The 13,134-nt window shown below is 62.2% G+C and carries 10 protein-coding genes; 2 read left to right on the top strand and 8 right to left on the bottom strand.

Going from position 1 to position 13,134, the window contains the following annotated elements; genetic code table 11:
• Window positions 1–101 precede the first annotated feature (101 nt).
• A complete protein-coding gene (locus E0E41_RS08950; RefSeq protein WP_130869621.1) occupies window positions 102–2,591 on the top strand; it encodes a right-handed parallel beta-helix repeat-containing protein in 2,490 nt (829 codons plus the stop codon).
• Window positions 2,592–2,634: 43 nt separating this feature from the next.
• Here the strand turns inward: E0E41_RS08950 and E0E41_RS08945 are convergent, their stop codons facing one another.
• The 3 genes from E0E41_RS08945 to E0E41_RS08935 all read right to left on the bottom strand — a co-directional run bounded on the left by E0E41_RS08945 (window position 2,635) and on the right by E0E41_RS08935 (window position 4,970).
• Window positions 2,635–3,117 (bottom strand): hypothetical protein, encoded by a 483-nt coding sequence (locus E0E41_RS08945; protein ID WP_130869620.1) that lies wholly within the window; start codon window positions 3,115–3,117, stop codon window positions 2,635–2,637.
• Window positions 3,114–3,368, bottom strand: coding sequence for an RNA polymerase sigma factor (locus E0E41_RS08940; protein WP_130869619.1), 255 nt, complete (start codon window positions 3,366–3,368; stop codon window positions 3,114–3,116). Before E0E41_RS08940 ends, E0E41_RS08945 begins: the two co-directional genes overlap by 4 nt.
• Window positions 3,369–3,485: 117 nt before the next feature.
• Window positions 3,486–4,970, bottom strand: a complete 1,485-nt coding sequence (locus E0E41_RS08935; RefSeq protein ID WP_130869618.1) for an aldehyde dehydrogenase family protein — start codon at window positions 4,968–4,970, stop codon at window positions 3,486–3,488.
• Between the two features lie 321 nt (window positions 4,971–5,291).
• On the opposite strand from E0E41_RS08935, the gene E0E41_RS08930 reads away from it, so the two are divergent.
• On the top strand, window positions 5,292–6,326 hold the full coding sequence (locus E0E41_RS08930) for a helix-turn-helix domain-containing protein (protein WP_130869617.1): 1,035 nt from the start codon (window positions 5,292–5,294) through the stop codon (window positions 6,324–6,326).
• A 70-nt stretch (window positions 6,327–6,396) separates the two neighbouring features.
• On the opposite strand, the gene E0E41_RS19125 is transcribed toward E0E41_RS08930, so the two are convergent.
• The 5 genes from E0E41_RS19125 to htpG form a co-directional block, all read right to left on the bottom strand.
• Window positions 6,397–6,528, bottom strand: a complete 132-nt coding sequence (locus E0E41_RS19125) for a hypothetical protein (RefSeq protein ID WP_278045182.1) — start codon at window positions 6,526–6,528, stop codon at window positions 6,397–6,399.
• A complete protein-coding gene (locus tag E0E41_RS08925; protein ID WP_130869616.1) occupies window positions 6,525–8,528 on the bottom strand; it encodes an S-layer homology domain-containing protein in 2,004 nt (667 codons plus the stop codon). Before E0E41_RS08925 ends, E0E41_RS19125 begins: the two co-directional genes overlap by 4 nt.
• A gap of 69 nt (window positions 8,529–8,597) precedes the next feature.
• Complete coding sequence (locus E0E41_RS08920; RefSeq protein WP_165450532.1) at window positions 8,598–10,259, bottom strand: sigma-70 family RNA polymerase sigma factor; 1,662 nt, start codon at window positions 10,257–10,259, stop codon at window positions 8,598–8,600.
• Window positions 10,260–10,371: 112 nt separating this feature from the next.
• Window positions 10,372–10,935 (bottom strand): hypothetical protein, encoded by a 564-nt coding sequence (locus E0E41_RS08915; RefSeq protein WP_130869614.1) that lies wholly within the window; start codon window positions 10,933–10,935, stop codon window positions 10,372–10,374.
• Window positions 10,936–11,137: 202 nt separating this feature from the next.
• Complete coding sequence (gene htpG, locus E0E41_RS08910) at window positions 11,138–13,060, bottom strand: molecular chaperone HtpG (RefSeq protein ID WP_130869613.1); 1,923 nt, start codon at window positions 13,058–13,060, stop codon at window positions 11,138–11,140.
• Window positions 13,061–13,134 lie beyond the last annotated feature (74 nt).

Raw genomic sequence — 13,134 nt, 5'->3', positions numbered from 1 at the left:
AGGGGCCAATCTGTCAAAAAATACGTAAAATACCCTGAAAAAATTTACAAGTCGTTCCAGACATGTTATATTTAACAATATCAAAAAGTGGGGGAGTGCGTATGGCAAACAGGATGCTGCGCCGTTTTCTCTGCCTGGGTGTTCTGTGCGCCCTGCTGCTGGGCGCGGTACCGGCAGCCGGTGCGGAGGACGGGATCACGGATGAGATCCGCCGTGCGGCCGCTCTGGGGATCGGGGAACTGGAGCATGAGAATACCGTTGTGACCTACGAGACCTATTTTCAGATGCTGGACGCCCTGGTGGCGCTGGCTGCCCCGGACAAGCTGAGCCAGTGGCGGAGCACGGAGCCGGAGGCCAGGACCAGCCAGGAGAAGCTGGACCGCTACAACGGCATGGTATCCCTGTTTCTGGCCGGGATCACCCTGGGCGGTGATTACATCGGGCTGGACGAGCGGTGGGCCGTCATGAACCAGAAGATCGGGGAGCCGTGGGACGGGTGCGTTCTGGACCCTGTATACGGCGAGCTCTGGAAGGAGCAGTTTGAGCTGATCCCAGGCGTTATATGGCAGTATGACGCCTGTGCCTACTTTTATGCCATCGGCCGGTACAGCCGGGTCAGCGGCCAGATGTGTTTCGACTATGACGCCGGGCGCAACTCGGTGCGCCCCGAAGATCCTCTTCTCTACCGGGAAGCCCAGGTCTCCGTGCTGCGGCTGTACGAGAGTGCCGGGAGCACCTTCCCGGAATCGGACCGCTGGGAGACGCCGGAGGACCGGGAGATGCAGGCCCTGCGGGACCAGCGGCGGGAGGAGATCCTGAATACTTCTACCCAGGTGACGGTCACCGGGCGGCGCTTCTATGTCTCAAACGATGGAGACGACTCCAACGACGGCCTGTCGCCGGAGACGGCGTGGGCCACTCTGCACCAGGCGAACAACAGCGGCGCGCAGCCCGGCGACGGGATCTTCTTCCGCCGGGGGGACCTGTGGCGGGGCACCCTCGAGTGTGTGCCGGGGGTCACCTATTCCGCCTACGGCCAGGGGGAGAAGCCCAAAATCTACGGCTCCCCGGAGAACGGCGCCGGCGGGGAGAAATGGGAGCTGTGGTACGACCGGGACGGGGTGAAGATCTGGAAGTTCTACAAAGATATTGCCGACTGCGGCAACATCGTGATGAACGACGGCCAGATGTGCGCCCTGCGGGTGTTCTCCTACTGGGACGGGGAGAACGCGGTATTTACCGATCGGATGGAGGAAGAATTCGACATCGTGGAGGGCCTGGCCTACGATTTGCAGTTCTACTCCACCTTTGACATGGCCGCTTACCAGCCGGAGGACCCGTCGGCGACCTACTGGGTCCACAATGTGGACAGCCGGGGACCGCTGTACCTGCGCTGTGACGCCGGGAATCCCGGGGAGCTGTACGACAGTATCGAATTCCAGAGCGCTGTGGGGGTGGCCGAGGGCTACCGGGCCATTGTGGACTGTACGGACAACAATGTGATCGACAACCTGTGCCTGATGTACCGCAGCACCATGGGCGTTGACTTGAGCCGGGGGACCGGGAACCGGGTGCAGAACTGCGAGATCGGCTGGATCGGCGGCGGCTCTCATGCGCTGAACTACGAGAGTGAATACGGGGAGAAATGGGTGCCCACCTCTGGGGAGTGCGTCCGCATGGAGGGCAATGATACAGCAACCGTGAATTGCTATGTCCACGATTCCTTTGACGGCGGCGTCACCATAGAATTTGACGAGGAGTTCCTCTGGCCTGATTACCTGCTCCTGGGTATGACCATGACGGGCAATCTGATTGAGAACTGCATGGCCGGGGGGCTGATCGGCGACCACAACCGGGACTGGGACAACACCCGGGAGACCTTCGGGGATGTGACCATCACAGACAACCTGATCTTTGACAGCGGCTACGGCTGGAGCGGAGACGACAACTATCACCGCACCTGGATGGGCGTCACCGACTGCGGCAACGCCATCACGCTCTGGGACGGCCCCACCTACAACAGCGGCATCACCGTGGAGAACAACGTCCTTTACCGGGCGAAACACGCCCTGGTGATGATGGGCACCGACGCGGAAAACAGCCCCGATTTTTCCGGCAATACCTACTGCCAGAACAACAACGGCATCTGGGTCTACCGGCGGGTATTCCTGGAAAATAACAGCGTAATGGCTTCTTACTACGCTGTCACCGGGGAGCGGATGGAATCTGTCTGCACCCAGCTGCTGGGGGACGAAGCGGCCCGGGTGCTGGCGCCCTCCGCCTGCCCCCAGGCTGAATTTGCCGTGGAGGGGGACCTGCTGACGGGGACGCTGAGCTTTGAACTGTCCGGCCTGCCGGGCGAGCTGCTGCTGTCTGCCGCCCTGACGGAACCGGGCGGCGGGCGGCTGCTGGAGTTATTCACCTGGGAGCGGACCGGCGGAGGCCGGGAGACGGTGTCCTTCTCCTGTCCGCTGCCGGAAGGGGAAGGGCTGGAGCTGCGCACCTTTGTGCTGCGCAATGACGGAACGCTGATCCCGGCCCAGCAGGCGCTGCGCTATACTGTGGAAGCAGGCACAGCGGCTCCCACATAAACAAAAATGGGCCCTGCCAAAGCGGCAGGGCCCATTTTTCCTGTTACTGCGTGGGCAGGGAATATTCCACGCCTTCGATGGTCACCGACGCCAGCGCCGTGGTGTCCACGATGCGGTTGAAGGTGTAGATAAACGCCCCCTGCTCCATGTCCGCGAAGCCGTAGGTGCTGTTGGAGACAAAGGCATCCTCATCCTTCAGCACATAGTCCGTGCCGTCGGCGTAGTGGAGCACGATCTGCCGGGGGCCTGGGTCCACCGGCAGGCCCAGGGCAGTGGTGTGGATGCGGATGCCGATGGGGGAGAGGGCAATGGCTCCCTCCGCCAGCTCCACGCTGGCCGGGCCGCTGCTCTCCGGCAGGGCCACCGCCACCGAAGCCATGTCCAGGCGGTTCTGGCCGTCGCCGATGGACACCTGAAGGTTGGAAGCGTTAGTGATGAAGTCGGTGACGAAGTAGGTGCACAGCCAGAGTTCCGTATCGGTGGTGGAGGCGGTGTCCAGATAGTCTCTGCTGGCGGCGTTGGTCATGGCGAATACCGGGGCATCCGCCGCCAGGGGGACAGCAGCGCCTTTTTGCAGGAATTGATGGTCACCCGCAGCAGCCAATGCTTTACATGGTCCTTGCTCTCAAAGGCCTTGTCCGTCCGGTATAGCTTCAAAAGGACTTCCTGGGTGATGTCGTCCGCCTCCGCCTGGCTCCTGGTGTAGTGGAACGCCAGCCGGAAGATGGTGTCCATGTACCGCTCCGCCAGATGAGTGAACTGTTGATCTGTCATCATAGCGTGTCTCCTTGAAAAGCTTTTCACCCTGAATATCCTAACCGAGGGGAAAATGTTTCACAAGAGGGTAAAAAAGATCCGGCGCGGTGTTTCGCGCCGGATCTTTCACAGACTTGCTTACTTGTCGGGATAGAAGCCGGAGGGGGCTTCGGACAGGTTGATCATGATGTTCTTCATCTGGGTGTAGTGCTCCAGGATGACCTTGTGGGTCTCCCGGCCGATGCCGGAGGCCTTGTAGCCGCCGAAGGGGGCGCCCTCGGGGATGGAGTTGTAGGTGTTGACCCACATACGGCCGGTCTCGATGCCCCGGGATACCCGGATGGCCCGGTTGATGTCCCGGGTCCAGACGGCGCCGCCCAGGCCGTAGGCGTTGTCGTTGGCCATGGCGATGACCTCGTCCTCGTCGTGGAACTTGATGACGCAGGCCACGGGCCCGAAGATCTCCTCCTGGGCCACCCGCATCTTGTTGTCCACGTCCACCAGCAGGGTGGGCTTCATGAAGCAACCCTTGGCCAGGTCGCCCTCGGTGGCGCGCTCGCCGCCGCAGGCCACTTTGGCGCCCTCCTGCTTGCCGATCTCGATGTACTGCAGGATCTTCTTCACCTGGTTCTCGTTGATCTGGGAACCCATCTGGGTGTCGGCCTCCCAGGGCATACCCACCTTGACGGCGTTGAACCGCTTGGCGGCCTCCTCGATGAACTTGTCATAAATGGTGTCCTGGACGAACACACGGGAGCCGGCGCAGCACACCTGGCCCTGATTGAACAGGATACCCAGCTGGACGCCGTCCATGGCCATATCCCACTTGCAGTCGTCGAAATAGATGTTGGCGCTCTTGCCGCCCAGCTCCAGAGTGGAGGGGATCAGCCGCTCGGCGGCGGCCAGAGCCACGTTGCGGCCCACCTCGGTGGAGCCGGTGAAGGCCAGCTTGCGGAAGCCGGGGTGGTCCAGGATGTACTGGCCGGCCTTGGAGCCGGAGCCGGTGATCACGTTGAACACGCCGGCGGGGATCACATCCTGGGTCAGGCGGGCCAGCTCCAGCACGCTCAGCGGGGTGTCGCTGGAGGGCTTGAACACGGTGCAGCAGCCGGCGGCCAGCACGGGGGCCAGCTTCCAGGCGGCCATCAGGAAGGGGAAGTTCCAGGGGACGATCTGACCCACCACGCCGATGGGCTCCCGCAGGATCAGGGAGAGGGTGGTGCCGTCCAGAATATTGGCCGAGCCCTCCTCCGCCATGATGCAGCCGGCAAAATAGCGGAAGTGGCGGACGGAATAGGGAATGTCGATGGCCATGGTCTCACGGATGGGCTTGCCGTTGTCCATGGACTCCACCATAGCCAGATGCTCGGCATTCTGCTCAATGATGTCGGCCACCTTGTTCAGAATGGCGGCCCGCTCATTGGTGGTGATGTTCTTCCATGTCTTGAAGGCCTCCCAGGCGGCGGTGACAGCGGTGTCCACATCCTCTCTGGTAGCCTGGGCGCAGGTGGCCAGCAGCTCCCCGTTGGCCGGACAGTGGGTCTGGAAGGTGGCGCCGTCGCTGGCGGGCACCCATTTGCCATTGATATACAGACCATACTGTTCCTGAGTGAGCTTTTCCATGATGACACTCCCTTTCAAAATTTCAGATGCAGTGGGACACATCAGTAAGTGTACTGGTGAGTTCAGCTTTAGTATAGCACCCTTTCCGGAAAAGTCAACGAGAAAATCCTAGAAAATACTATGATATTTTTTTGACAATCCAAAGGGGAATATACAGGGGAGATTGTGTTATTTTTAACAAAACAAGCGGCGGAAACGGGACTTGCCTGACGGTCGAGAGGCAAATTGGGGGAAAACGCTTGCCTTTTGGACCGGGCTGCCGTATGGTAAAAAGCGCCCCGGGGAACAACGGCATCTGCCACAGCAAAGGATGGACTGCATATGGAAAACAAGAAGACCTTCGGCGCGTATATCTGCCGCTGCCGGAAGGGACTGGGCCTGACCCAGAAGGAATTTGCCGACAAGCTCTTTGTCACCGAGTCGGCGGTGAGCAAGTGGGAGAGAGGGCTCTCCTATCCGGACATCACCCTGATCCGGGACATCTGTGCGGTGCTGGGGGTAAGTGAGCACGAGCTGCTCACCGCCAGCGAGGACGTGGAGGCCCGCAACGCCGAGACCCTGGCCAAAAAGTACCTGGCCCTGCTGCGGCGGGTGAAGTGGACCCAGTACATCCTGTACGGCGGCACCGCCCTGATCTGCCTGATCTGCAATCTGGCGGTGGGGCACACCCTGGACTGGTTCTGGCTGGTGCTCACCGGGGAGATGGTGGGGGCCAGCCTGACCCTGCTGCCGGTGGTGGTGAAGCAGCACCGGGCGGTCGCCACGGTGGGCGGCTTCACCCTGTCTCTGGAGCTGCTGCTGCTGGCCGCCTGCCTGTACGGCGGCGGGGACTGGTTCCTGCTGGCCACGGTGGGGGTGCTCTTCGGCCTGGGGGCGGCCTTCCTGCCGGTTGTCCTGCGGGAGCTGCCCCGCCCCCTGGGGGACCACAAGGCGGCCCTCTACCTGGGGACGGAGACCCTGCTGCTGTGCGCCCTGCTATGGGCGGCCGCCAGCTATGATGGGGCGGACTGGTTCCCCATTCCCGCCCTGCCGGCTACCCTGTTCGGCCTGGCCTTCCCCTGGGGGTGGGCCCTGATCCTCCGGTACGCCCCCGTCAGTCCCTGGTGGAAGGGGGCGGCCTGCCTGGGGTGGAGCGCCATACTGCTCCCCCTGGTCAACCCGGTGCTGGACCGGCTGGTGGTGCTGGGGGGCGGCGTGGTGGAGCGGCTCCACCCCTTCTGGTTCCGGCCCGACTTTGCCCGGTGGCGGGACGACTGGTTCTACAATGAAAACGTGCTCTTTCTCCTCTGGCTGTGCCTGATCGGAGCGGCGGCGCTGTGCGCGGCCCGGGCTCTGTGGACGGAGCGCAGGACATAACAAAAACCCCTGGCTGTCCAGCCAGGGGTTTTTGGCGCCCCCTGTTGGGATGACCGCCGGGGTTCAGCGGTCACGGGGCCGGATCGGGGCCGGAAACTCTGCGCAGGCGGTTGAGCACCTGCCGGACCAGCTTCCCGGCGGGCGCGCCTATTTTCCGGGCGTCTGCCGCCAGGCACCGGCGGAGGAATTCAGCGTAAGTCATCCCGCCAGATACTCCAGCAGCCGGTAGGTGGCCATACAGCCCTGGGCACGGTCCATGCTGCTCTGGCCGCCGAAGGTGCCGTTGCCCAGTCCGTTGAGCAGCCCAAGTGCATAGCAGGCGGACACGGCGTCCCGGTATTGCGCAGGAATCTGCTGCCAGTCCGCCATTTTTCCCTGGGCCGCCTGCAGCGCTGTCTGTGTGGGCAGCTGGGCCTTCCGGTCCCTGAGCAGATTATACATCATCTGGGCCATGTCGTAGCGGCTGATGGCCTGCTCCATCTGACTGCCCCAGCTGCTCTGGGATTCCACACCGGTGCCGTCCAGAAGCCCATGGGTCTGGCTGATGGCCACATTGGCCGACCACCAGTAGGTCCCGGCCTGGGCGCTCTTCAGCTCCTCCGGATAGAAGGCCCGGGAGATCATGGCGCTGAACTGGGCATTGGTAACCGTGTCATTGGGGTGGAAGGCGCCGTCGGGATAACCGTTGACGATCCCCTTGCTCACAGCCGCCTCCACGGCCTTGCTGGCCCAGTGGCTGGCGGGCACATCCCGGAAAGAGGCGGTCTGTGTGCCCTGCCCCGGTTGGGTAGTGGGGTCTGCGGGGTCTGTGGGCTGCTGGCCGGAGGTCTTGTTGCTGAAGAAATCCACCTGGTAGGTGAAGTCCGCCACCGCCTGCCCGCTCTGGGTCTTCAGACCCTGGACCCGGACCGTATAGCTGCCGTCATAGGCGCTGACGCCGTTGGGGCGGAAGATGATGCAGTTGCTCACGCCGTATCCGCCGGTGTCCACGTTGAAGAATCCGTCCCCGCTGCCGGAGGAGAAGGTCCACGACTTGCCGTCGCTGTCCCGGGTCAGGGTGACGGTGACGCCGCTCTTGCTGGGGGTGGCGTACAGCTTGGGATTGAGGGTAATGCTCCAGGCGGTCTGGCCGTCGAAGAGCTCCGCCGGGAAATTGCCGGAGGCGGGCCAGGAAATAAAGTCATAGTCGCAGCCGCTGCCGCTCTTGTCAAAGACCTTTTCCACCACATAGCTGCCGTAACCGGATCCGGAGACGGCGTAGCCGAAGCCCACCTTGCCCAGCACCGGATTCAGCTGCCAGCGGCGGTGTCCCACACGGTCGATGTTGCTGGCATCGCTGTCGTCCATGAAGGCGTCCACGGCCCCGGGCAGGTTCCGGCCGGCGGAGAGGTTGCTGCTGGAGACCGCGGATTTGGCCTGGGTGTAAAAGCTCTGGTCCATGTCGGCGGGCTGGGCGGGATAGTGGTCCAGGTAGTTGTTGTGAGCGGTCAGGACGGCCCCGTATTGGGCATTCTGGCTTAACGCCGTATCCAGCGTGACGCCGGGCAGTCCCGCGATCCGCCGCACGGCGTTGAGGCGGTTCACCGCCGCCTGGAGGGCGCTGGCTTTGACCGTGCCGGTGGCATAGGGGGCATTCACCGAAGGCTTTGCGTCAAATACCTCGCCGGTGAGGGTCAGGGGGGCATCTTCCAGCAGACGGGTGATCTCCGCCGCCGAGAGTTTTTTCATGTTCAAATCGCCGCTGTTCCGGAGGCCGGTCTGGGAGGCGGGCTCATCCGAAGGCGAAGGCAGGCTGGGGGAGGACTGGGTATAGCTGGCGCCACAGCGGGAGCAGGTGTAGGTATCCACGCCGCCCGCGCTGCCGGTCAGCTGATAGTCATGGCCCAGAGCCGCCTTCTCCGCATAGAGTTCCTTTTCTCCGCAAATGGTGCAGTAGTTATAGATATAATCCGATTCCGTGCAGGTCGGCGCGGCATTGTGGAATGCGATCTGGTGTTTCTGGCCGGGATTGGCCGGACAGTCATAGGTCCAGATGCGCTCGATAAAGACATTCTCCCCCTGCTTCTCTGCAAGGTAAGTGCCGCCGGGGATCCGGGTGGTGCTCAGGGCCTCTTCCGCCGATACCGGGATCACCAGCAGGCTGATCGCGCAGGCCGCTGTCAGCAGCCCGGAAAGGGCCTTTTTCCCGACGTTCCTTTTCATAAAAATATCTCCTTTCTTCTTTTGTTGGGATTGTCCGTATATGGGACCGGTGCCGGCTTGCCCGCCCCTTTAAGTGGAAGGATACACATAGACACAGCAGTAACACTGCCGCACCGTTCCGTCCGGCCAGGTGGCGGTGCAGGTGATGACTGCCTGCCCATAGTCCAGGCCCGTAAAGAAAACGCTGTGTTCACCCTCCGCATTGACTGTGGGCTCCAGGGAGAGAACGGAGGGATGGTCCACGCTCCACTTCACCGTATATCCGGTGCCGTGCTGGTCTGCAATGTCTTTATACAGGGTCGTGCTCCGCCGCACGCCCAGGTCCAGACTGGTAGCGATTGCGGAACACCAGATCTGGTCCTCCTGGGGTATGATGTTCACCTTTGCCTGGGCGGTGTACCCATTCCAGGAAGCCGTGATATAGGCGGTTCCGGAACCGGAGAGCTGGGCCCGGCCGGAGCTTGACACGGTGGCGAGCTCCGGCGTTTGGCTGGACCAGGTCACCGTTCCGTCCGTAATTTCCCGCCCGGTCAAAGGGTCCCTGGCACTTAAGGGGTAGCTGGCGCCCGGATAGGTGGTCAGCGCGCTGGGCCAGATCCAGAGCCCTGCCTCCGGCTGGGCCGGAGCGGGTGTGGATTCCGGTGTAGGTGTGGATTCCGGTGTAGGTGTGGGTTGCGGTGTAGGCGTGGGTTGCGGTGTAGGCGTAGGCGTAGTCGTGGGTGTAGGTGTGGGCGTAGGCGTAGGCGTAGGTGTGGGTGTGGGTGTGGGTGTCGGCGTAGGGGTCGGTGTGGCTGTGGGCGTGGGTATCGGCGTGGATGTATCTTCCGGTTCGGAACTGGGCTGCTCCGCCACAACTTCCACCGCCGGCTCCGGGCTGGGCGTGCTCCGGGGTTCCGGGTGGTACAGCGCCGTCCCGCCTGCCACGGCTCCGGCCAGGACCACACCCGCCAGTGCCAGGGCGCCCTTGTGGGCCAGAAGCCCGCCTGCCCCGTGGGAGACAGCGGCACCTGTGGATGCGGCGGTTCCGGCGGCGGCGCCGGCGGTGCTCCCGGCAGCGGTCAGCACCGCATGGGCCATGGAGCGCGCGGCGGCATCGCTCAATCCGCTGGCCGCCGCGTCCTTCCGCAGAAAATACAGCAGAAGAGGCAGGGGAGAGAAGCCGTACAGCTTGACGCCCTGGGCCGTATACCGGTCCACCCCTTCCTTGATGGCTTTCCGGGCGTAATTCAGGCGGCTTTTGATGGTGCCCTCGGAGGTCTCCAGGGCGGCGGCGATGTCCTTTACGCTCATCTCCTCGTAATAGAACATCAGCACGCACTGGCGCTGGGCGTCCGGGAGGTTGTCCACCAGTTCCACGACCATCCGGCGGGTCTCCTCGTTGTCCAGGGCCTTGTCCGGCACCGTCTGCTCATCCAGATTCTCGAAGGAGTCCGCCAGGCTGTTGCCCTCCTCATCCTCCGGAAACTGCTCTTCCTTACGGCTCCTGGTCAGCGCATTGCGGCAGTAGTTGGCCGTCATGGCGGACAGCCATCCCCAGAAGGCCTCCGGCTGCTGCAGGGAGTCCAGCTTGGTGAGCATACGGATCAGGATCTCCTGGGTGGCATCCAGAGCGTCCTGCTCCTGTTTCAGCATCTTCTTGCAGTGATAGTACACCCTGTTTTGAGCTGCCAAAATCAGCTTCTCCTGAGCCTGGGCGTCTCCGGCAAGACACCGGCGGATCATTGGCGCCATACCCACAGTTCCCATGGTTGCTATATCCCCTTCCGACGATTCTGCAGTTCTCTGTTCACATTGTAGCCAGGCCCTGCGGCAGTGTCAATCATCCGCCGCCCGGATACCCTCGTCACAGGATCTCCTCGTCCTCTTCCGTCTGGAGCTCCTGCTGGGCCTTCTGGATTTTTCCCTGGACGAAAAAGGTCTTGAACAGCTGGTAGAGGAACGCCGGGATGCCGACGACTATGCTGATGAACGCCTTGAGTACGATCCAGAACACCCAGAACCAGATGGTGCCGATGATCATCAGGGGAATGAAGGACTGCAGATAGGTCAGAAGCTTCCAGCCGAAGGGGATGAAAAAGAACAGAGCGGCATAGAGCAGCATGGTTCCGAATCCCGGCGGATTGGAGGCCTGCAGGCAAAGCGAACAGAGAATCGCCGATACGATGACGCCGAAAATACAGGTGCGGATGAACTCGGAGCGGGTGTCCACCAGGGCGTCCAGGTACCTCTGCCGCCGGTCGATTTTCTCCGCCTTCGCCCTGCTGGCCTGTTCTTTGCGGAGCAGCTGGGCGCAGTCCTCGCACAGACAGGGGGTGTACCGGGCGGCGCACTCCTGGCAGAGCCCTTTGCCGCAGTGCTGGCAGGTGGCGGCCGCCTCGCGGTCGATGTGGTTGAAGCATTTCATCATGAATTCTCCCTTCCTCAAAATTTTATTTTTTTCGAATCGGCCTTACATGGATTAAGACACGGCTGAACGGCCTCCGGTTTTATCAAATGCAAAAAAATAAAAAATTTTTTTGAAGGGAGCGGGAGAAGCCGGCCGCCCCGGGGGCGGCCGGCCATGAAAAAAGCCCTCTGGCCGTTCAGCCAGAGGGCTTTGCTCAGTTTTGTCACTTCATCAGGGAGCACACCAGGTCGGCGTACCCCGCCGGGTCGGCCAGAGGCAGACCGGCGATGAGCTGGGCCTGGGCGTAGAGCAGCTGGGCGTACTTGCCCGCCAGCTCCTTGTCCTCGGCCACCGCCCGCTTCAGGGCGGCAAAGGCGGGGGACTGGGGGTTCAGCTCCAGCACCCGCTGGGCCTTCATCTCCCCGGCGTGCTCCGGGTCGGCCCGCTGGAAATACTTCTCCATCTCCAGGGTGATGGGGCCGTCGGCGGTGAGGCACACCGCGCCGGTCTTCAGGATCTTGGAGATCCGGGCCTCCTTGATCTGGTCGCCCAGGGTCTCCTTCAGGAAGTCCAGCACCGGCTTGCTCTCCTCCGCCTGCTGCTCCAGGGCGGCCTTCTCCTCGTCACTCTCAGGCAGGGCGTCGTCGTCGTCCACCGACTTGAAGGCCTTGCCGTCCACCTCGCCCAGGGCGTTGACCACGAACTGGTCGGGCTCGTCAGTGAGGTAGAGGATCTCGTACCCCTTGTCCCGGATGCGCTCGGCCTGGGGCAGCTTGTCCAGCTGCTTGGTGTCCTCGCCGCAGGCGTAGTAGATATAGGGCTGATCCTCGGGCATCCGCTCCTTGTACTCGGCCAGGGTGGTGAGCTTGCCCTCCTTGGAGGAGAAGAACAGCAGCAGGTCCTTCAGCAGATCCTTGTGGACACCGTAGTCGGACACCACGCCCACCTTCAGCTGGATGCCGAAGGCATTCCAGAATTTCTCGTACTTTTCCCGCTCGTCCTTCTGCAGCCGCAGCAGCTCGGCCTTGATCTTCTTCTCCAGGTTGGTGGCGATGATCTTCAGCTGACGGGTGTGCTGGAGCATTTCACGGGAGATGTTCAGAGAGAAGTCCTGGGAATCCACCACGCCCTTGACGAACCGGAAGTGGTCGGGCAGCAGATCGGCGCACTTGTCCATGATGAGTACCCCGGAGGAGTAGAGCTGCAGGCCCTTCTGATACTCCCGGGTGTGGAAGTCGAAGGGGGCGTGGGCGGGGATGTAGAGCATGGCCTTGTACTCCACCGTGCCCTCGGCAGACACGTGGATCACGCTCAGCGGGTCCTCCCAGTCGCCGTACTTCTCCTTGTAGAACTGGTTGTACTCCTCCGGCTTGACCTCGCTCTTGGGCCGCTGCCACAGGGGCACCATGGAGTTGAGGGTCTCCCACTCGTCGTAGTCCTCCCACTCCGGCTTGTAGTCGTCCCCGGCGTCCTCCGGACGGGGCTTCTGGCGGGACTTGTGCATGAGCATGACGATGGGGTAGTGGATATAGTCGGAGTACTTGGTCACCAGGTCACTGAGGCGGTACTGCTCCAGATACTCGTCGTAGTGTTCCTCCTCGGTGTTGGGCTTGATGTGGAGCACGATGTCGGTGCCCACATGCTCCTTCTCGCAGGGGGTGATGGTGTAGCCGTCGGCGCCGTCGGATTCCCACTTCCAGGCCTCGTCGGAGCCGTAGGCCTTGGAGGTGACGGTGACGTGGTCGGCCACCATAAAGGCGGAGTAGAAGCCCACGCCGAACTGGCCGATGATGTCGGTGGTGTCCCCCTCGGCCTTCTCCTGCTTGGCCATCTCCTCCTTGAACTGGAGAGAGCCGCTGCGGGCGATGGTGCCCAGGTTCTGCTCCAGCTCTTCCTTGGTCATGCCGATGCCGTTGTCGCTGATGGTCAGGGTGCGGGCGATCTGGTCGGGGGTCAGGGTGATCTTCAGCTCCGACCGGTCCACCGCCACCTTGTCGTCGGTGAGGGCCTTGTAGGCCAGCTTGTCCATGGCGTCGCTGGCGTTGGAGATGATCTCCCGCAGGAAGATCTCCTTGTGGGTGTAGATGGAGTTGATCATCAGGTCCAGCAGCCGCTTGGACTCCGCCTTGAACTGTTTCTTTGCCATAGTGGATGCCTCCTATATAAAAACAATCTGTATAAACATAGCGTTAGCACTCACACAATCTGAGTGCTAACGCT

This window comes from Intestinimonas massiliensis (ex Afouda et al. 2020) (assembly GCF_900626285.1).
GTDB lineage: Bacteria > Bacillota > Clostridia > Oscillospirales > Oscillospiraceae > Flavonifractor > Flavonifractor massiliensis_A.
Note: the sequence above shows the minus strand (reverse complement) of the source record. Positions and strands in the feature narration are given on the sequence as shown.

Bases quoted from the DNA above. Each gene is read 5' to 3' on its own strand.
- htpG (WP_130869613.1), bottom strand. From the start codon at position 13,060: ATGGCAAAGAAACAGTTCAAGGCGGAGTCCAAGCGGCTGCTGGACCTG.
- E0E41_RS08940 (WP_130869619.1), bottom strand. From the start codon at position 3,368: ATGATGACAGATCAACAGTTCACTCATCTGGCGGAGCGGTACATGGAC.
- E0E41_RS08950 (WP_130869621.1), top strand. From the start codon at position 102: ATGGCAAACAGGATGCTGCGCCGTTTTCTCTGCCTGGGTGTTCTGTGC.
- E0E41_RS08930 (WP_130869617.1), top strand. From the start codon at position 5,292: ATGGAAAACAAGAAGACCTTCGGCGCGTATATCTGCCGCTGCCGGAAG.
- E0E41_RS08935 (WP_130869618.1), bottom strand. From the start codon at position 4,970: ATGGAAAAGCTCACTCAGGAACAGTATGGTCTGTATATCAATGGCAAA.
- E0E41_RS08945 (WP_130869620.1), bottom strand. From the start codon at position 3,117: ATGACCAACGCCGCCAGCAGAGACTATCTGGACACCGCCTCCACCACC.
- E0E41_RS19125 (WP_278045182.1), bottom strand. From the start codon at position 6,528: ATGACTTACGCTGAATTCCTCCGCCGGTGCCTGGCGGCAGACGCCCGG.
- E0E41_RS08915 (WP_130869614.1), bottom strand. From the start codon at position 10,935: ATGATGAAATGCTTCAACCACATCGACCGCGAGGCGGCCGCCACCTGC.
- E0E41_RS08925 (WP_130869616.1), bottom strand. From the start codon at position 8,528: ATGAAAAGGAACGTCGGGAAAAAGGCCCTTTCCGGGCTGCTGACAGCG.
- E0E41_RS08920 (WP_165450532.1), bottom strand. From the start codon at position 10,259: ATGGCGCCAATGATCCGCCGGTGTCTTGCCGGAGACGCCCAGGCTCAG.